We start from the raw sequence: 21,411 nt of genomic DNA, 5'->3' as shown, positions 1-21,411 counted from the left end.
GGCCAGCGGGACCCCACCAGGAGGAACGCCATGACCGGTTATTCGGAGATCGCCTCGTCACTGCCGCCTCGAAGGGCTGCCGCCACCCGGGCCGCTGCGCTCCTGGTTCCCCTCGTTCTGGTGCTCGCCGTCGGGGCCGAACCACGGGCTGGCCAGGACTGGGAAGTCCGCGGCGACGCGGACGGACTGCTGCTGGTCAACGACGAGGACGACGGTCTCGACGGGAATGCCGAGATCTCGCTGACCGTCGAATGGGTCCACCTCGACGAAGAGCGAGACGTGCTGACCCAGAAAACGACCACCATGGAGATCGATCACAACTGGGATGCCTCGAACGCCCAACTCGGCGGGTTGGGGCTGGCCCAGCAGCTTCGCACGGTCGAATGCGACGAGGGCGACTTCATCTTCGTCAACGCCCGATTGGCCGAAAGCGACATGCTCAACAATTTCGAAACCGTGCTCGCGACGGGCGCGGGGATCGCGGTGGGCATCACGGTCGCAACCGTGCTCGCGCCGTCCGGGCCGGGCGCCGCGGCGGGTGCCGCACTGGCGGCGAAAGTGGCCGGCGGCGTCGCGGGCGCGCTCTCCGGTGCGCTGTTCAAGTGGCTGGGCAGCGGCGTCGAGGACCTCGGCAAGATCGAGGCGAAGAAACTGAACCTCGGTGCGAACCAGTTCCAGCTGGCGGGTAGTGGGGGAGGCGGCAGCATCGTGATTTCGGACAACTCGGTGCAGTCGGCCAACGTGGCGATCGAGTGCGCCCGGGGCCCGCTGCAGCCGCCCCAGCCGGTCGATCCGACCACGGCGGTCGACGGCATCTATCCACTGATCCTCGCCGGGCTGGCCGAAGTTCCGACGATCCAGCGCGAAGACCGGGGCGGCCAGTCGGCCGACGACGAGATCCGGCAGTTCCGGCTGGCGATCGCGGAAACCCTGGCCAGCCTCGGTGAAGTGGCCGCGGTCTACTTCGTCTACCAGTCCAGCGTCGGGTTCGACGGCGGGGCCGCGTCACTCCCACTGCTCGAACAAGGCCGCCAGCACATGGATGCCGGCGAATTCGTCGAAGCGACCATCGACTTCCGCGAAGCGTTCCGGGCCGCCTACACCGCCTACTGGAACGGCACGCCCGCGCCGGCGTACTCGCTGGCCAGCCACCTGACCCTGTTCGCACCCGTGCGCGTGGTCGAAGCGGGCATCTACCAGGAGTTCACCGGTTGGGCCCAGGGCCTCGGCCCCGACGAGATCGTGGACTCGGTCGACGTCACGGGGCAGACGGCGGGCATGGAGTTCCGCTCGTTTTCCGGGGTGGCGCGTTCCGGCTTCGTCCTGGTCGGCGACCTGTCGCCGGACCTGACCGAGGATTCCCTGGTCGGACTGGCCCGGGCCAGCGGAGGTGTGATCGATGCTCCGGACGCCGGTTGCGGCGTGCCGCACTACGAGGAAGGATCGATCGGCGCCGGCATCTTCATCGATGGTCTCGGGCCCTACGCGGAACCCGAGCCCGCGGGCTGCGGCTACGGTCCGGTGATCGACAGCTACCAGAATTTCTTCGGCGGCGGGCTGCCGTTCGGCGTCGGGCCGGACGTCGATGGGCTGTTCACGCTGGAGCTCGATCTCGGCTCCGACCTGCCTCCGGGAGATCACCCGCTGACCGTCACCGCGCTGCTGCGCGATACGACGAGCATGGCCACGCGTGAAGTCTCGGCACCGCTGCGGCTGCTGGTCCGTGATCCCGACGCCCTGTTCAGCGACGGCCTCGAGGCGGGTTTCGTGCCCTGATCGCCGGGCGGGTGGCGCGTCGGTTCCAGTACAATACGTCGGATTCCCGTTGGCTGCGGCCGGATCGCCGCAGCTGCAGCTTTCTGCCGTCTTCAGGAGCCATTCATGACCGACCATCTCGAACAACTCGTTACCACCGCCCAGGCCATGGTCGCCCCGGGCAAGGGCATCCTGGCCATCGATGAATCCACCGGCACGATCGCCAAGCGGCTCAAGTCGGTCGGCGTCGAGAACACGGAAGCGCACCGCCTCGACTACCGCTCGATGCTGCTGACCACCGAGGGTCTCGGAGACTACATTTCAGGCGCGATCCTGTACGACGAGACGATCCGCCAGAAGATGGCCGACGGCACGCCGCTGGTCGAGGTGATGAATCAGGCCGGCATCCTCCCGGGAATCAAGGTCGATACGGGCGCCAAGCCGCTGGCCGGTTTCGACGACGAGAAGGTCACGGAGGGGCTGGACGGGCTGCGCGAGCGCCTGGCCGAGTACGTCGAGCTCGGCGCGAAGTTCTGCAAGTGGCGGGCGGTGATCACGATCGGCGACGACATTCCCTCGCGCACCTGCATCGAAGCCAATGCCCACGCCCTGGCACGCTACGCCGCGCTCTGCCAGGAAGCCGGTCTGGTGCCGATCGTCGAGCCGGAGGTCCTGATGGACGGTGGCCACGACCTCGACACCAGCTTCGACGTCACCGAGGCGACCCTGAAGACCCTGTTCGCGCAGCTCTACGAGCACAACGTGCTGCTCGAGGGGACCGTGCTGAAGGCCTCGATGGTCATTTCCGGCAGCGACGCGGACAACCGCGCCAACGTGGACGAGGTCGCCGAGGCGACGGTGGACTGCCTGCTGAACTCGGTGCCGGCGTCGACCGCCGGCATCGTGTTCCTGTCCGGCGGCCAGGGCGACGTCGAAGCCACGGCGCATCTGAACGCGATGAACAATCTCGGCGACCTCCCGTGGCCGCTGTCGTTCTCCTACGGCCGCGCGCTGCAGGCCGCCGCACTCAAGGAATGGGCCTCCGACCCGAAGGCCAAGCGGGCCAGCGCGCAGAAGATCCTGCACCACCGCGCACGCATGAACGGCCTGGCTGCGCTGGGCGAGTGGAACGAGGCCGACGAAGGCTGACCGGTGAGGAGGCGCCAGGGACTAGGGGTCAGGGGCTAGTGAAAACGAACCCCGCCCCGGTCCCATGCTCCCGTCTGTCCCTGGCTCCGGCATCCACTCGCCCCTTTTCCTGGTCCGTGGTCCATCTGCACTAGTCCCTTTCCCCTAGTCCCTTTCCCCTAGGCCCTTTCCCCTAGACCCAAGCCCCATGACCGACAAACTCAACGAACAGGCCCTCGAATACCACCGCCAGCCCACGCCGGGCAAGATCAAGGTGGTGCCGACCAAGGCGCTGACCACCGCCAAGGACCTGGCGCTGGCCTATTCGCCGGGGGTCGCCGCGGCCTGCCACGAGATCGTCGACGATCCCCTGACCGCGCGAGAGGTCACGGCGCGGGGCAATCTCGTCGCGGTGATTTCCAACGGGACCGCGGTGCTCGGTCTCGGCAACATCGGGCCGCTGGCGGCCAAGCCGGTGATGGAAGGCAAGGGCGTGCTGTTCAAGAAGTTCGCCGACATCGACGTGTTCGACATCGAGATCGACGAGCAGGACCCGGACAAGCTGATCGACATCATCGCCAGCCTCGAACCCACCTTCGGCGGCGTCAATCTCGAGGACATCAAGGCCCCGGAGTGCTTCAAGGTCGAGGAGGCGCTGAAGGAGCGGATGAACATCCCGGTGTTCCACGACGACCAGCACGGCACCGCGATCATCACCGCAGCCGCCATCATCAACGGCCTGCACCTGGTCGGCAAGAAGATCGAAAAGGTCCGGTTGGTGGCGTCCGGGGCCGGCGCGGCCGGGATGGCCTGCCTCGACCTGCTGGTCACCATGGGGTTGAAGAAGGAAAACGTAACCGTCTGCGACCGCGAGGGCGTGGTCTACGTCGGTCGCGAGGCCGACATGGACGACCGCAAGGCCGGCTACGCGATCGAGACCGATGCACGCACCCTCGACGAGGTGATCGACAAGGCCGATATCTTTCTCGGCGTGTCGGCGCCGGGCGTGCTCAAGCCGGCCATGGTCGAGCGGATGGCGAAGAAACCGATCATCCTGGCCCTGGCCAATCCGGTCCCCGAAATCATGCCCGACGTGGCGCGCGAGGCGCGCCCGGACGCGCTGATCGCGACCGGACGCTCGGACTTTCCGAACCAGGTCAACAACGTCCTGTGCTTCCCGTACATCTTCCGCGGCGCGCTCGACGTCGGCGCGACCGTGATCAACGACGAGATGAAGATGGCCTGCGTCCACGCGATCGCCGAACTGGCTCGCATGGAGGCCAGCGACGTGTCCGCCGCGGCCTACGGCGGGGCTGCGACCAAGTTCGGTCCGGACTACCTGATTCCACAGCCCTTCGATCCCCGGCTGCTGGTCCAGCTGGCGCCGGCGGTGGCGAAGGCGGCGATGGAGTCCGGGGCGGCGACCCGGCCGATCGAGGACCTCGAGGCCTATCGCGAGCGCCTGATGCAGTACGTGTTCCGCACCGGGCTGCTGATGAAGCCGGTCTTCGACGCCGCGCGCAAGGACCCGAAACGCGTGGTGTTCGCCGAGGGCGAGGAAGAGACCGTGCTGCGCGCGGTCCAGACCATCGTCGACGATGGCCTGGCGCTGCCGATCCTGGTCGGCCGGCCCGCGGTGGTCGACATGCGCATCGAGCGGGCCGGACTGCGGATCCGGGCCGGTGAACACTTCGAGCTGGTCAACCCGGAATCGGATCCGCGCTTCAAGGACTACTGGCAGACCTTCCACCGGATCACCGAGCGCCGCGGCGTGACCCCGGACTCGGCCAAGGCGATCGTGCGCACGCGCAACACGGTGATCGCCGCGATCATGGTCTATCGCAACGAGGCCGACGCGCTGATCTGCGGCGTGGTCGGCCAGTACCACAAGAAGCTGAAGTACGTCACCGAGGTGCTGGGCATGCGCTCGGACTGCCAGACCATGGGCGCACTGTCGGCGATGACCAATGAATCCGGCACCTACTTCGTCTGCGACACGCACGTCAACCCGGATCCGACCGCCGAGCAGATCGCGGACCTCACGCTGATGGCCGCCGAGAAGGTCCGGATGTTCGGCATCACGCCCAAGGTCGCGCTGCTGTCCCACTCGTCCTTCGGCAGTCACGTCAACGAGCAGGCGTCCAAGATGCGTCGCGCGCTCAACCTGGTGCGCGAGCGCGCCCCGGACCTCGAGGTCGAGGGCGAAATGCGTGCCGATGCGGCCCTGATGCCGAACATCCGCGAGCGCATCTTTCCCAACTCGATGCTCAAGGGCCCGGCCAACCTGTTCGTCATGCCGGACCAGGATGCGGCTCACATCGCCTTCAACATGGCCCGGGTGATCGGCAAGGGCGTCAACGTCGGCCCGATCCTGATGGGCGCCGGTCGTCCGGCCCACGTGCTGACGCCCTCGGCAACGGTCCGGCGCGTGGTCAACATGACCGCGATCGCGGTGTTCGATGCGCAGATGGAGGCCGCTGCGCGCGACGACTGACGGGCCCGGCCAGCGACGCTAGCGGTGCCAGGTCACCGCCGGCTCCTGGAGTTCGGACAGCTGTTCGCGAAGCTGATCGATCACCGTCTCCCAGTGGCGGTCGTCCTCGAACCACGGGAACGCCATCGGAAAGGCCGGGTCGTCCCAGCGGCGGGCCAGCCAGGCCTGGTAGTGGATCATCCGGAGGACCCGCAAGGGCTCGACCAGGGCCAGCTCGCGGGGGTCGAAATCGCAGAAGGTCGAATACTCGTCGAGCAGCCAGCTCCACTGGCGCTCGCGCGCCTCGCGATCGCCCGAGATCAGCATCCAGAGGTCCTGCACCGCCGGACCCGTGCGGCAGTCGTCGAGGTCGACGAAGTGGGGCTGGTCTCTCCAGAGAATGTTGCCCGGATGGCAGTCGCCATGGAGGCGAATCGAACGGATCTCGCCGATCCGGGCCCAGGCGGCTTCGACGTGGGCCAGCGCATCGTCGGTCAATGACCTGAACGCCGACTCCAGGTGCATCGGAATCCACCGATTCTCCAGCAGCCAGTCGCGCGGCTCCCGGCCCAGCGCGGCGGGGCTGAGGGTTTCCCGATGGTCGAACGCGCGCGCCCGGCCGACCGTGTGCATTCGACCCAGGGCCCGGCCGATGGCCTTGAGCGTGTCTTCGTGCTCCGGTTCCGGCGCGTGTCCGCCCTGGCGTGGGAACAGCGCGTAGCGGAACCCCGCGTGTTCGAGCAGGGTCCGGCCGTCGAAGGAGAGTGGGGCGACGACCGAGAGTCCGGCATCGGCGAGTTCGGCGCTGAACGCATGTTCTTCGAGGATCGCGTCGTCGCTCCACCGACCGGGCCGGTAGAACTTGCCGACCACGGGGGTGGTGTCCTCCAGCCCGATCTGCCAGACCCGGTTCTCGTAGCTGTTGAGCGCGAGCAGGCGTCCGTCGGTGACCAGGCCGGCGGCCTCGGCGGCGTCGAGAACGCAGTCTGGCGTCAGCGATTCGAACGGGTGCAGGGCGGTGTCGGTCATCGGATTCTCCGGGTCGGAGGCGCGGGTCGTTCGGCGTCCTTCGTGCGTGCGGGAAACGCGGAGAACGGAGCTTCCTGGTGTAAAAGTGTGAAAAACATCACAGTATGGGGTGATTTTTCTGGAATGTTCTGGTAGCTTAACCCTCCGCTTCGAGTCGAGCGATGCCGCGCGAGGGGAGCCTTGCAGATCAGCGCGGGGCGCACGACCGAAGCGAACGTGAATCGAAACGCCCACTCGAGCGAAGTCCGCCACCGCGGCCGCCGTCCTGGCTGAGTGTTCCGAATCACCGCGTCGCGATCAGCGGTGCGACGCCGGGATGGAGACCCGGCAGTCGAGCGTCGGAGGCACTCCGTCGCGCAAGCACTCGGACCGAGGGAGACTGGTGCGTTGAACCGTCAAATCCTGAAGTGTTTCCGTCCTGCGCTGACCGGCCTCCTGGCCGTCGGTGCAGCCCTCCTCGCTTCGACCTCGCTGCACGCGCAGATCGATCTGAACTCGAGCTTCAACGGGCCGGCGAACTACACGCCCGGGAACAGCGCGAGTTACCAGATCGTGGTCCAGAACGTCGGCGACGTGGCCGAGAGCGATGTCGACGTCTCGACCAACTTCCCGGCCGGCGTCACGCTCGACACGCTCGCCTGCACGCCGGTGGGCACGGGCAGCGTCTGCGGGACCAACCAGACGGGCAACGACCTGAACGAGACCGGTCTCGAGATCGCCGCCGGGGGCTCGCTGACCTTCGATCTCGATGTCACCTACGCATCGAGCATGGCCATCGACCCGCTGGTCATCACCGCAACGATCACCAGCAGCGTCGCCGCACAGTCGTCCTCGCCGCAGGTCAGCAGCCCGCTGCAGCGCGTGGCCGACATTTCCGTCAGCAAGACCTCGACCGGCAGCACCTACACGCCGGGTGCGTCGAGCACGTACCAGGTTTCGGTCAACAACACCGGGCCCAGCGACGCGTCGGGCATCGTCCTGACCGACTCGGCGCCGACCGGCGTGACCTTCACCGGCTGGACCTGTTCGCCGGCGGCGAACTGCCCGAGCAACTCCGGCTCCGGCAACCTCAACGAAACCCTGGCGCTACCGGCCGGCGGAAATGCCACCTACCAGATCACCGCGGCCTTCGCGTCCGACCTGCAGACCGACCCGATCACCAACACGGCCAACGTCTCCGTACCCGCCGCGCTGAACGACCCGGACAGCGGCGACCACAGCAGCGGCGTCGATCTGGCTCGCGATGGCCAGGCGGATCTATCCGTGGCCTTCCCCGCGGTCGGCATGCCGACCGAGTTCATCCCCGGCACGGCCGGCACCGCGATCTCCTACACCCTCGCCAACGCCGGACCGTCGGACGCCAGCGACGCGACCCTGTCGCTGGCCTGGTCCAGCGCCGTGTCCGCGGTCACCTGGAGCTGTACGCCTGCGGCGGCCTGCACGCCGTCGTCGGGCACCATTGCGGAGTCGACCGTCTCGGTCGATCTGGCCGCCGGCGCGAGCGCCACGTTCGACGCCACGATGGACTTCGACTCCGGGGCGCGCGACGCCCTCGACATCGTCCCGTTCATCACGGCCGGCGCGGGAGAGACCGACCCGACGTCGTCGAACGACAACGACACCCTGACCCTGGCTGTCGACCGGCGGGCCGACATCCAGGTGACCAAGACCGCCAGCGCTCCGGTCGTCAACCCCGACGACTCGTTCACCTACGACATCGAGATCGCGAACCTGGGGCCCAGCGACGTCGGCCCGGACCCGATCGACGGCAGCGGTGAGCAAGGCATCCTGCTGACCGACGACTTCGACGACACCAAGCTGGACGGAGGAACGTCCTGCGCCAACCCGGAAGATCCGTGCTGGACCGTGTGTGCCGACGACAACGGCGTGGTTGGCGACTACACCGCTGGAAACTGCCCGACGCCGCCGCTGGTGCTCGGGGGCGACATATCCAATCTCCCGATCGTGCTCAAGGCCGGAAGCACCACCACGCTCGTCGCCAGCGTCCGTGCGGGCGATTCCGGATCCGTGTCCAACACCGCCTCCGTGGCCCTCGGTGCAACCGGCACCGCACCGGTCGTCAGCGAATTCACGAGCGGCGGCGGCGCGGATTCCGACTCGGTCACCGTGACCATCGACGAGAGCAGCGACCTCGCGATCAGCAAGGACGACGGCCTCACCGCCGCGGTTTCCGGCAACGAGATCAGCTACACGATCGTGGTCGACAACACCGGCTTCGTGTCGGCCAACGGCGTGGTCGTCAACGACACCCTGCCGCTGTTCGACGAACCCGGTTTTCTTTCGGATCCGTCGCTGGTCAGCGCCGGCTTCGTTCCCGGCAGCATCTCCTGGCAGTGTCGGGCGTTCGACGGCGCGTGCTGCAACAGCAACAGCAGCAACTGCGGCGTGGGTACGCCGACCTCGCCGGAGTTCGAGGACGTGATCGCCAACGCGGTCGATCTGCCGGGCCAGAGCCGGGTCGAGTTCACCGTGACCGGCCGGATCGACCCGCGCGCGTCGGGCACGCTGGACAACACCGCATCGCTGACCCTGCCGGCCGGCCTGAACGATCCGCAGCCGGCCAACAACACCGATACGGACGACGACACGGACCTGGTCCGCCAGGCCAACCTCACGGTCGAGAAGTCGGTCGCGGCGCCGACCGGCACCGGACCGTTCACGCTGACCTACACCGTCGTCGTCACCAACACCGGCCCGAGCTACGGATCGGACGTGGTCGTCGCCGACCCGCTCGACCACCCGAACCTCGACACCGCCACCGCACAGTGGTGCCAGCGCGCCGAGACCGATCCGCCGATCATTCCCTGCACCGCCGCGGATGCCGACGGCAGCGGCGCGCTCAGCGCCACGTTCGACCTCGCCACCGGCGATAGCGTTGCCTTCGACATCACGGTCGATACGATCGCAGCGCCCAGCGGCCCCATCACCAATACGGCCCAGGCCACCAACGAGAACGGCGTGGTGACCGCCGATTCGGTCACCACCAGCCTGATCGGCGAAGCCGAACTGATCGTCGACAAGCGCGTGGTCGGCGGCGGTCCGGTCGCGCCCGGCGAGGAAATCGAGTACGTCATCACCGTCAGCAACACCGACGCTTCCGACGACGTGTTCGGGGCCGAGGTCTCCGACGTCTTCCCGCTGCCCATCGACAGCCTGACCTGGAGTTGCCAGGCCACCACGCCGGTGCCGGGTGACATCGAACCGCTGCAGACCGCCGGCGCGCCGGACACGGCCGGCGACGCGGTCGTCGTCAGCGGCGACGGACGGCACATCTACGTGATCGGCACCGAGCCCGACAGCGTCTTCGCCTACGACAGAACGGCCACCCCGGGTGCGGGCTACGGCAACGTCACGCTGATCGAGACCGAAACCGACGGTATCGACGACGGCGGGGATGCCGGCGGCGTGGTCACCGGAATGAACGGCCCGCTCGACCTGGTGCTCGACCCGCTCGGACGCGTGCTCTACGTGCTGTCCCACGACGCCGTCGACGGCGCTTCGCTGGCGGCCTTCTCCCGGGTCACCGATCCGGTGGCGCCGACCTTCGGCGAGTTGACGTTCCTCGGCGCGGTCTCGGCGGATCTTCCGACCGACCCGACCGGGCTGGCGGTGACCGGCGATCGGGTCTACGTCGCGGGTCTCGGCAACCCCGATCCCGAGGCGACCCCCGGCAACAGCGACCCGATCATCACGATCTTCTCCCGCGACCCGGTGTCGTCGCTGCCCGTGTTCGATTCCGCCCGCACCGCGGAGGTGCCGGCCAACGTGCGGGACCTGGCGGTCGATGCCGCCGAAGCGTTCCTGTTCGCCGGCGGCGACGAGCTGCGCATGTACACCATCGACGATGCACAGCCCGGCGTACCGGCGGGCCGCCTCACGGCCGTTTCGATGCTCAGCGACGGCGATGCCCTGTTCGGCATGGCCATGGCGCCCGACCTGGCGCAGCTGGTGGCGCGATCGAGCAGTGGCGGTGCGGGCCGCCTGGTGGTCGTCGACTACCTCGATGCAATGGACGACCCGGCGCTGTCGGCACGGTTCGTGTTCGATGCCGGCGACATGACGCTGCCGGGGGGCGTGACGGACCCGCTGCTCGGCCCGGGGGCGATCTCGATCGCGCCCGATGGCGAGCACCTGTCCGGTGTCAGCGCCGACGAGTCCGCCCTCTATACCTTCCGCCGCGACCCCGGCTCCGGTGATCTGGTCTTCCAGGAAATCGATGTCGTCGATCAGCCCTCCACCGGCGTCAACGGCGGACTCCGCGAGGCCGCCGACCTGGTCCATGCGCCGGACGGCCGACACCTTCTGATCGCCGCAGGGGCCGATGATCCGATCGCCGTGCCGCCGGCGACCAACCCGCCGCTGACGGTCTACTCGCGCCGTGCCCCAGACCCCCTGTTCGCCTTCGTCGAGCAGGAGCGCAACACGGACGCCGACGTGTCCGGGCTCCAGGCGCCGAACGACATCGCGGTGGCCGACGCCAACCACGTCTATGCGGTCAGCCTGCCCGACAATTCGCTGATCCGCTTCGATCGCTTCCCCCGTCTGGGCCTGGACGACGACAGCCTCGGCATGCACCTGCAATTCGCCCAGCGCTACGAGGAGGGTGGTCTCGACGACGTCGGCGCAACGATCTCGGGCCTGGTCCAGCCGCGCCGGGTGCTGGTCAGCCCCGATGGCCGAAGCGTGTTCGTGTCCAGCGAGCAGGCCAACAGCGTCGCGGTCTTCAAGCGCGACGCGGATCCCGAATCCCCGGACTACGGCGAGCTGACCTTCGTCGAGGTCCAGGTCGACGGCGGCGGCCTCGTGGACGGCCTGTCCGGCGCCCAGGGCATGGTCATGGATCCGACCTCGTCGCATCTCTACGTGGCCGGGTCCTTCGAATCGTCGATCGCCCAGTTCGAGCGCGAGGCGGACGGCTCGCTGACCTGGCAGCGCCGGGTCGTGTCCGGCACCGACGGCGTCGTCGGTCTGAACGGCGTGCGCGATCTGGCCATCGCGCCCGACGGTTCGCAATTGATGGCGGTCAGCACGGTCGGCAATGCGCTGGTGGTGTTCGATCGCGAGACCGCGGCGGGCGCCGACGAGGGCGCGCTGGCGTTCGTCCAGTCGGTCGTCAGCGGCATCGGCGATCGTCCGATGGCCGTCGAGATCCCCGGCGGTTCCGGCGAACATGCCGGGCGCCACGTCTACGTGGTCGGCCAGAACAGCAACTCCCTGGCCGTGCTGCGTCGGGTCCTGGACAGCACCAGCAGTGCGTTCGGCCAGGTCCAGCCGGTCCAGCTGATCGAGTCCGGCGTCGACGACGGGCCCGAGTTCATGAACGGACCGCGCGACGTCCGCGTCAGCGCCGACGGCAAGCGGATCTACGTGGCGGCCGAATTCTCCAACGCGGTGGTGGTCTTCGACCGCGACCTCAACACCTTCAGTTCGCGCTACGGCTTCGCCAGTGCGGTCGAGACCCGGCGCGACGGCGTCAACGGCGTCGACGGGCTGCGCCAGGTCCGCGCGCTTGCGCTGACCCGCGACTCCCGCTGGGTCTATACCGCGGGCTTCGGTGAAGGGGCGGTGGCCAGCTTCCGGCTCGGCACCGGCTCCCTGTGCACGGCAGGCGGAAGCGGCGTGATCGAGGACGTGGTGGACATCGGTCGGGGAGGGTCGATCGAGTACCGCGCGACCGGGATCGTCCGTCCCGGGGCGACCGAGCCGCTGGTCAACACCGTTTCGGTGAGCCTCCCGCCGAACTTCACCGCGAACAACCCGGGCAGCTGCACCGGCGGCGCCGACTTCTGCGACACGGAAACCACCACGCTGGTGCCGGAAGGGTCGCTTTCGATCGAAAAGACCTCGGAGCAGGTTTCCCTGGTCGCCGGGGAGACCGCGACCTACCGGATCGAGATCCAGAACGCCGGGCCGTCCAGCCTGGTCGACGAGGCAGGCTTCCCGCTGACCGTCAGCGACCTGCTCGATTCCAATCCCGCCTTCGTTGCCGGCTCCGCGACCTGGACCTGCGAGGCGACCGGTTCCGGTTCGCTGTCGTTCCTCGAGGCCGAGTTCGACCTCGACATCGGCGACCCGGGCGACCCGGGCGACGATACGGGCGGACCCTTCGACGGCTTGAACGGCGTCAGCCGGCTGGCCCTGGTGCCCGGCTCGCCCGGGCTCTGGCTGGTCGCGAGCAGCGTGCTCGACGATTCGGTCTCGATCTTCGAGCGCGATCCGGTCACCGGCGAACTCCTGAGTCAGTTCCGCGTGGCCAGCGGCGACATGCTCGGCGGAACCCCGGTCGATTCGCTCGACGGCGCCCAGGCCGTCGCGGTGAGCGCCGACGGCGCGTTCCTCTATGTCGCCAGCCGCGTGTCCGACAGCATCACCGTGTTCTCGATTTCCGACGACGGCTCGGGCGCGCCCGTGCTGGCGCTGGCCGGGGATCCCAGCACCAATCCGGTCACCGGGTTCACGGGCCTGAACCAGGCCGTCGACCTCGTGCTGGGCGATTCTCCCGGTCAGCCGACCCTCTACGTCGCCGGGGCCAACGACAACGCCATCGCGGTGTTCGATCGCGATCCGGTCACCGGGCTCCTGACCCACGATTCGTCGGTCCAGCAAGGCGTCGGCGGTGTCGACGGCCTCGAGGACGTGACGTCGCTGCTGGTCCGCGGCGACCACCTCTACGCGGTTTCGCCGACTTCCGGCAGCGTCGCGCTGTTCGACCGCTCTGCCGGCGGCGCGCTGACCTGGCGGCGAAGCTACGACGAGCTCGACCTGGGCGTGGCGCTCGACGGTGCGGCGGACCTGGCCATGGACAGCGACGGACGCTTCCTGTACGTCGCGGCGACCAATTCCAATCGAATCCTGGTGCTCGAGCGCGACACGAGCGGCGGCGGCACCGACGGCGAGCTCACCTTCCGCTCCGCGGTCGAGCAGGGCGTGGCCGGCGTCAACGGCCTGAGCGGCGTCGGCCAGCTCGCGGTCTCGCTGGACGGGGTCCACGTCTACGCCACCTCCGCGGTCGGCAGCAGCGTGGCCTGGTTCATCCGTGACGACAACGACGGCTCATTGACCTTCGGCGGCCTGCGCGGCAACGAGGGCAACGAAGTCACCGGCCTGGGCGGTGCGACCGGCGTGGTCGCCGACCCACTGCTCGACCAGGTCTTCGTGGCCGGCACCGCGCAGGGCGCGATCGCTCGCTTCCAGCGCACCTCCGATTCCTTCTGCCCGGCCAGCGGCTCCGGCGAACTGGACGGCGAAGGCTTCAACATCGGCGCCGGCGGCACGGTGATCTTCACGATCGAGGTCGAAGTGGCCGGCGGCACCACCGGCGTGGTCGATAACGTCGCCACGCTGAACGCCGCGCGCGATCCGGACAACCCGGTCCAGACCTCGACCGAATCCAACGTGGTTTCGACCATCGCCGATCTGGCGATCACCAAGGACGACGGCGAGCGCGAACTCGACGGCCTGGCCGGCGCCCTGGGCCTGGCCGGAACGGACCTGAACGTCTACACCGCCGCACCCGACGACAACGCCATCGGCGTGTTCGCCCGCAATCTCGACCCGGGCGGCGATTGCCCGCCCACTCCGCCGCAGGAACTCTGCGACGGCGACCTTTCCTTCCTGCAGGCGCTGCGATCCGGCGAGGGGGGCAACGAAGGCATCAGCGGCGTGGTCGATCTGGCGGTATCCGCCGACGGTGCGCAGGTCTATGCGGTCAGCCCCGTCGACAACGCGATCACGACCTTCGACCGGTCCGACGACGATGGGACGCTGACCTTCGCCGACGTGGCCCGCAACGGCATCGACGGCGTCAGCGGCATCTCCGGCGCCAGCGCGCTCGCCCTGAGCCCGGACGATGCACACGTCTACGTCACCGGCGCGTTCGCCAACGCCGTCGCCGTGTTCGAGCGGCAGTTCGACGACAGCCTGCCCGAATTCGGCCATCTGACCTTCCTCGAGTTCGAGCAGAACGGCGTCGGCGGCGTGACCGGGATCGGCGAGGCGACCGCGCTGGTCGTTTCCGCGGACGGACGTCATGTCTACGTGGCGGGCGCCGAGAACGACACGCTGGCGGTGTTCGAGCGCAACCGCCTGCCGGCGAGCGCCGGCTACGGGCTGATCGAGTACGTCACGCACTACACGCAGAACGTGGGCGGCGTGGCCGGCCTCGAAGGCATCCGCGACCTGGCGATCAGCGCTGACGGCAATATCGTCTACGCGCTCGGCCAGGCCACGGGCACGATCGCGCGCTTCAGCCGGGATCCGGCCACCGGTGAACTGACCTTCCGCGACTTCAAGCAGGACGGGACCTCGGGCACTACAGGCCTGACCGGCGCCCGCCGCCTGCTGCTCGACGACGCGGGGGCGAGCCTGTTCGCCTCCGGCGCGGCCGCCGAGGCCGTGGTCCGCTTCGACGTCGGCGACGATGCCGATCCGGCACTCGAAGGTGCGCTGGACTTCGCCGGCCTTCTCGCCAACGGCGATCCGGCCCCGCTGACCGGCGGGTCGGTGTTCGGTCTGGAGGGTGCGACGGGCCTGTTCGCGACGCCCGACGGACGGCACCTCTACACCGCCGGCTCCGGACGCGGTGCGGTCCTGGCGCTGCAGCGAGACGCGACGCCGGCCGGCATCGGCTTCCAGCAGATCCTGATCGACGGCCTCGGCGGCGTCGCCCCGGGCACCACCGTCGTGTACCAGATCGTGGTCGAGAACCTCGGTCCGAGCAACGTGCCGCAGGCCCGCGTGCAGGATCCGTTCCCGGACGGCTTCGATTCGGTCACCTGGACCTGCTCGGCGGACGGCGGCACCATGGCCGGCTGCCTGTTCGGCCCGTTCAGCGGCGATGTCGACGCCGAGGTTTCGCTGCCGGTCGGTGGCCGGGCCACGATCCGGGCCGAGGGCACGATCTCTGCCGAGGCGACCGGTCGCCTGGTGAACACCGCGACGATCACCGCGCTGGGTGTCCAGGACCCGGACCTATCCAACAACAGCGCGACCGACGACGACACGGTGCTGTCGCCGGCTGCCAACCTGGTGGTCACGGTCGACAACGGCATCGACGACCCGGACCGTGCAATCCCGGGTGCGCCGGTCGCCTACGACGTCGTCGTGTCCAACCTCGGCCCGTCGTCCGTGCGCGGCGTGTTCGTCGACGACGACTTCCCGCCGGCGATGTTCGATACGGTCTGGAGCTGTGTGGCCACGCCGTCGCCGGGCACGCTGGACGCGCCGCTGGAGGCCGATACGATCTCGTTGCCGACGGCGATGGCGATCTCCGCGGACGGCCGCTGGGCCTATGTCGCCGCGGGGGCTTCCGTCGAGGCCTTCCGGCGCGACCCGCTGACCGGCTCGCTGACGCCGGACGAGGTCTACGCCGACGGCGCCGACGGCATCGCCGGCCTGCAGGGTGCGGCTGACGTCGTGCTGACCGGCGGCGGCCGGTTCCTGTACGTGGCCGGGGCGAGCTCGGACGCCATCGCACTGTTCTCCCGCGATACGTCCACCGGCGAACTCGAGTTCGAGAACGCCTGGTTCGACGGCCTGGGCGGCGTCGAAGGCCTGGGCGGCGTCAACCGGCTGCTGGTCTCGCCGGACGGCAACTGGCTGTATGCGGCCGGCGCCCAGGACAACGCGATCGCGGTCTTCGGCATCAGCGGCGTCGACGGCGCGCTGAGCCAGGCTGCCGTGTTCGCCCAGGGCGTCGACGGCATCGACGGCCTGAACGGCATCACCGACATCGGCTTCGCCGAAGACGCGTCGCTGTTGATGGTCACCGCCGACGCCAACCAGTCGCTGACGACCTTCGATCGCAATCCGGCCACGGGGGCCCTGACCTTCGTCGGCATCCTGTTCAACGACGACCTGCTCGGCGGGGCGTTCGAGGACGGCCTTCTCGGCGCGAGCGACCTGATCGAAGCCGACGACGAGCTGCTGGTCGCCTCCGCGACCGGCGACCGGATCACCCGCTTCGAATTCCGCGACGTGACCGTCGACGACGTCGACCGTCGCCTGCCGAGTGCGATCGGCACCATCGATGCGACGGTCCTGGGCGAGTCGTTCGTGGCGCCGGGCCGGATGGCCTTCGACCCGGACCGTGCGCGGCTCTACGTGACCGGCATCGACGAGTTGCTCCTGCTCAACCTGTTCGGCGAATCGCCGGTGGTCGTCGAGCGCTACCTTGTTGCCGACCATGCCGTGCTCGGCGGCGTGTCCGCCCTGGCCCTGGGGCCCGCGCTGCGCCATCTGCATACCTTCGGCACGGAAACGACCGCCGAGATCGGCAGCTGGGCCCGCGAACGCGGCTCGCGTTGCCCGCTTGCCGGGACCGGCGACCTCGGCCGTCAGCAGGTCGATCTCGTCGCCGGCGGCCAGCTTGCCTACCGTATCGAAGGCACGATCCAGCCCAACGCCACGGGCACGCTGGACTACACGGTGACCGTCGAGAACCCGAGTGCCAGCCAGGAGCTGGACCCGTCCGACAACAGCGCGACGGACTCGGACCTGCTGGAGCCGGCGCCGGACCTGGCGACCGTGAAGCTTCTCGAGACCGCCCCGATCGTCGCCGGTCTGCCGGTCGACTGGTCGATCGAGGTCACCAACGCAGGACTCAGCGACGCCGCCGGGGCGCTCGTCACGGACCGGCCGCCGATCTTCCCGGTCGACCCCGACGGCATTCTCACGGGCAGCGGCAGCTGGACCTGTGACGCCAACGCCCCGCTGTCGGCGCCCGCGCTCTACCCGGCTTCCGAGTCGATCTCGTCGCTGGCCATCGATCCCGAGCGCAGCTGGCTCTACGCCACCAGCGCCGACAGCGATGCGCTGCTGGCCTTCCCGCTCGATGCGAGCGGAGCGCCCGGCGCGCCGCTCGTGATCCGCGAAGGCGACGTCTTCCCGCAGGACGGAGGTCAGCCCGACCTCGAGGTGACCGGGCTCGCCGGTGCATCCGACGTGGTCGCGGCATCGGGTGGACTGCACGTCTACGCGACGGGCGAGACCGGTGACAGCGTGGTGGTGTTCGCCCGCGAAGACGTCGGCGATCCACTGGAGTACATCCAGTCGCAGACCACCGAGAGTCCGCCGGGCGGGAGCAGCATTCCCGGCCTGCGCGGCGCGCGGTCCGTCGCCCTGTCGCCCGACGAGCGTTTCGTGTTCGTCGCCGGTTCCGAATCCAACGCGATCGCCGTGTTCCAGCGCGACGAGACCACCGGTGAACTGACCTTCGTCGAACGCGTCGCCGACGGCATCGGCACGATCGTGCCGGAGTTCGACGTCATCCGCGGCGTATCGGCACTCCATCCGGCCATCCTCGGTTCCGACCTGTACGCGGTGGCCGAAGATTCGGATGCCGTATCGAGGTTCTCGATCAACCAGGACACCGGTGTGCTGACCTTCGAGCAGGTGCTGCGCGCCGGCGGCGGGGTGCCCGACATGACCGGGACCCGGGACCTGTCCGCAGCGCCCGGCGATACGCACCTCTATGTGCTGACCGACGCCGGCATCGCGATCTTCGCCCGCGCCGAGGACGGCAGCCTGGCCTACGACGGCCTGTTCGATCCGGACGGCGGGACGGCGGACGCGATCGCGATGGCCGTCGACGCCGCCGGCTCGCGCGCCTACCTGCTGGCGACCGAGCTCGGCAGCCCGGTCATCCACGTGCTGCGCCGCGACTGGGCGGACGGCTCGCTCGAGTTCTGGTTCACCCAGCCGATCGGTGGCGGTGTGCCGGCCGCGCTGCTGCAGAACGCGCCGTTGAAGCATCTGCTCGTCGGCGGGGACGGACCCGACCTCCTGCGCTTCGACGAGCTCGCCCTGTCGCGCTGCGCGGCCACCGAGGGCACGGCGGACGAGCTGGTCACGACCGTCGATCTCGGCGTCGGCGGCCGCTCCGACTACGACTTCACGGCCACGGTCCATCCGTCGGCGCGCGGCACCCTGGAGAACACGGTGGACGTGGCTCCGGGCAGCGGCACGGACCCCGACCCGGGCAACAACAGCTCGACCGTCAGCGGACCGATCACCGTGGTCTCGGACATCGGCGTGACCAAGACCGGACCGGTGGACGCCGTGGCCGGTACCGTGATCACGTATTCGATCGCCGTGACCAATGCCGGTCCGAGCGACGCCCTGGGCATCCAGGTCGCCGACCTCGCGCCGGCCGAACTGTCCGGTTTCGACTGGACCTGCACGCCCACGCTGGGCTCGACCTGTCCGGCTTCGGGCACGACCGCGCCGGACTTCACGGCCGACGTCCTGGTCGGCGGTCAGCTCGACATCACCCTGCAGGCGATGATCGACCCGGCCTTCATCGGCGACCTCATCAACGTCGTACTGCTGACCCCCGAGGCCGGAGCGACCGATCCGACGCCCGGAGACCAGCGCGCCGAGTGGATCACCACCGTCCGCGCCGAGGCCGACGTCTCGACGACCAAGGACACGCTGACCGATCCGGTCGTGGCCGGTCTGCCGGTCAGCTACCTGGTCGCGGTCTTCAACGGCGGCCCGAGCCAGGCCGATGTGCAGGTGTCCGATACGCTGCCGGCGGTGCTGACCGCGACGGTTTGGACCTGCACCGGTTTCGACGGCGCGACCTGTCCGCCGTCCGGCGCCGGCAATCCGGACGTCACGATCACCATGCCGCCGGGCAGCTCGATCGAGCTGACCGTGGGCGGCGACCTGGCACCGGACGCCACGGGCAGCCTCGTCAATACGGCGGCGGCCACGGTCCAGGCCCCGGCGACCGACCCCGTACCGGGCAACGACGGTGCGTCGGTGACCGACCCGATCGTGATCCGCTCGGACATCGCGCTGACGCTCGACGATCCGCTCGATCCGTTCGACCCGGGCAGTCCCTTCGACTTCCCGCTGGTCGCCACGCTGTCGAACGTGGGCCCCTCGGTGGCACCGGACGTGGTCCTGGACCTGGATGCCTCGGCCAACCTCACGCTGGCCAGCGGCGGCTGCGTGCAGCCGACCGGCGATACGGTGACCTGTCAGCAGGCGCCGCTCGCTCCGGGCGAGGTGCGCACCGTTTCGCTGGCCTTCACCGGTCTGCCGCCGGCGCCCGGAACGCTCGTGATCGATGGCTTGGTCTCGACCAGCGGCGAGGACCTGAACCTGGCCGATAACTCGGATTCGACCAGCACCGAGCTGCTGTCCGGCGTCGACCTCGTGGTCGAACTCGACAACGGCCGGACCTGGCTGTCGCCGGACGAGGTCGCGACCTGGACCCTCGACATCCGAAACTACGGCTCGGTGGACGCGCCGGTGGTCGACGTTTCGGCCGGCGTCCCCGTCGAGCTGCTCGGCGCGACCTGGACGTGTGTGGCCGACGGCTCCGCCGCCTGCACCGCGTCCGGGAGCGGTTCGATCACGGATGTCGCCGACATCCCGTCGGGCGGTCGCGTGACCTACACGCTGGTCGCCACCGTCGACCCGGCCCTGGACCTGTCGGTGCCGCAGTCGGTCGTCATCAGCGCGCTGGCCGAGTCGTCGCCGCCGAGCGCCGACATCAACCCGGCCAACAACCTGGCCGTCGACGACGACGAAGTCCGGCTGGTGATGTTCGAGGACGGTTTCGAAAGCCCGGTCCGAACCCCGGCGGCGAAACTCGCGCTGCCGCCGGCCGAACACGGCTGCATCCAGGTCGACCTGGCCCTGGCCTCCGGAGACCGCGTGCTCGATTCGGCCGTATTCACCGGTCGCGCCCTCGACGGTTCGGTGCTGTTCGATCTGCATCGCACCGTGCGCGGCCGGGACGCCTGGTTCCGCCTCGCTACGCGCGATCTGCGCGATCTGCGCGCGGGCGACTGGCGCCTGGCCGGCGCGGCCGGCGATCCGCTCCGCCTGAGCATCGATGGGCGTCGTGTCGAGGTGGCGGTCGGCGGCCGGGACATCGCCGGCACGTCGGGGCTCCGGGCACCGATCCGCGCGCTCGAGCGCGCCGCGATCGACGGGGCCGGTCCGGTGCCGCCATTGGCCTGGCGGGCCTGTGAGGAGGCGGCGCGATGAGTCGAGCACTTTCCATCGCCGGAGTGCTGTTGCTGGGCGTCGTGCTCGGCTACCTGCTGCGCCTTGTCGTCGATGCCGACGAGATCGAGGCGCCGCCGGACGACTGGGTGGCCCGGGTCGGCGACGAGTACGTGACCCGCGGCGACTGGGAATCGGAAGTTCGCATGCGCGCCGGGGCGCGGCCCGGGATGTTCGAGAGCGCCGAGCAGCGCCAGGCCCTGATGGATCAGCTGTTGTATCGCCGTGCCCTGGTCGAGCGGGCCGAGGAAACGGCCATCGATGACCGGCCCGAGGTGCGCCGCTCGCTGGACCAGATCCTGATCAATCAGCTGCTCCAGGCCGAGCTGCGGCCTCGCCAGGAGTCCGCGGACATCACGCCCGAGCAGATCGAGGCGTTCTACGCCGAGCACGCCGACGAGTACACGGTTCCGGCACGCCGCCGCGTGGCGATGATCCACTTCGAGCTCGGCGCCGGAGCCAGCGAGGAGACCCGTGACCGGGTGCGCGCGACCGCCGAGGACGTGCTCGGCGAAGCGCAGGCGCTGCCCGAATCCATGCCGGGCTTCGGCAACCTGGCGCGCGAGCATTCCGCCCACCAGGCCAGCCGCTACCGCGGCGGCGTGCTGGGCTGGGTCGGCGAGGGCGACCCGTCGCGCTACAGCCACCCGCAGGTGGTGGTCGAGACGGTCAATGCCATGACCGAAGAAGGCGCCATCTCGGACATCGTCGAAGACGAAGAAGGGCTGTACATCGTCCGCCTCGTCGACTTCGAGCCCGAGCGCACCCGGCCGCTGGACGAACTGTCCGACGGCATTCGCCAACGGCTGCTGCGCGATCGCTTCCGCAACGTCGAGCGCGACTTCCGCGAGGAGGTCCTGGCCGCGGCATCGATCGAACTCAATGCGCGCGGTCGCGAACTGCTCGAGGCCACCGGCGAGCCGGTCCGCGAACCCGAAACCCCACGACCGCCGAGCCGGCCCGGCTCCGGGTCCGAAGGAAACTGA

The 21,411-nt window shown here is 69.2% G+C and carries 6 protein-coding genes; 5 read left to right on the top strand and 1 reads right to left on the bottom strand.

Features of this window, described 5'->3' with window-relative positions; all coding sequences use genetic code 11:
* The first annotated feature begins 30 nt into the window (after positions 1 to 30).
* The 3 genes from KUV67_04945 (at position 31) to KUV67_04935 (ending at position 5,377) form a co-directional block, all read left to right on the top strand.
* A complete protein-coding gene (locus KUV67_04945; GenBank protein ID MBY6204215.1) occupies positions 31 to 1,776 on the top strand; it encodes a hypothetical protein in 1,746 nt (581 codons plus the stop codon).
* 105 nt (positions 1,777 to 1,881) lie between these two features.
* Entirely contained in the window at positions 1,882 to 2,904 is a 1,023-nt protein-coding gene (locus KUV67_04940; protein MBY6204214.1) for a fructose-bisphosphate aldolase class I, read from the top strand.
* Between the two features lie 187 nt (positions 2,905 to 3,091).
* Complete coding sequence (locus tag KUV67_04935; protein MBY6204213.1) at positions 3,092 to 5,377, top strand: NADP-dependent malic enzyme; 2,286 nt, start codon at positions 3,092 to 3,094, stop codon at positions 5,375 to 5,377.
* 18 nt (positions 5,378 to 5,395) lie between these two features.
* On the opposite strand, the gene KUV67_04930 is transcribed toward KUV67_04935, so the two are convergent.
* Positions 5,396 to 6,385 carry a serine/threonine protein kinase gene (locus KUV67_04930; protein ID MBY6204212.1) on the bottom strand — a complete coding sequence of 330 codons (990 nt, stop codon included), beginning with the start codon at positions 6,383 to 6,385 and terminating at the stop codon, positions 5,396 to 5,398.
* A gap of 387 nt (positions 6,386 to 6,772) precedes the next feature.
* Here KUV67_04930 and KUV67_04925 point away from each other — a divergent pair, with 387 nt between their 5' ends.
* On the top strand, positions 6,773 to 20,407 hold the full coding sequence (locus KUV67_04925) for a beta-propeller fold lactonase family protein (GenBank protein ID MBY6204211.1): 13,635 nt from the start codon (positions 6,773 to 6,775) through the stop codon (positions 20,405 to 20,407).
* Positions 20,404 to 21,411, top strand: a complete 1,008-nt coding sequence (locus KUV67_04920; protein MBY6204210.1) for a peptidyl-prolyl cis-trans isomerase — start codon at positions 20,404 to 20,406, stop codon at positions 21,409 to 21,411. Before KUV67_04925 ends, KUV67_04920 begins: the two co-directional genes overlap by 4 nt.

This window comes from Halomonas denitrificans, from assembly GCA_019800895.1.
Taxonomy (GTDB): domain Bacteria; phylum Pseudomonadota; class Gammaproteobacteria; order Xanthomonadales; family Wenzhouxiangellaceae.
Note: the sequence above shows the minus strand (reverse complement) of the source record. Positions and strands in the feature narration are given on the sequence as shown.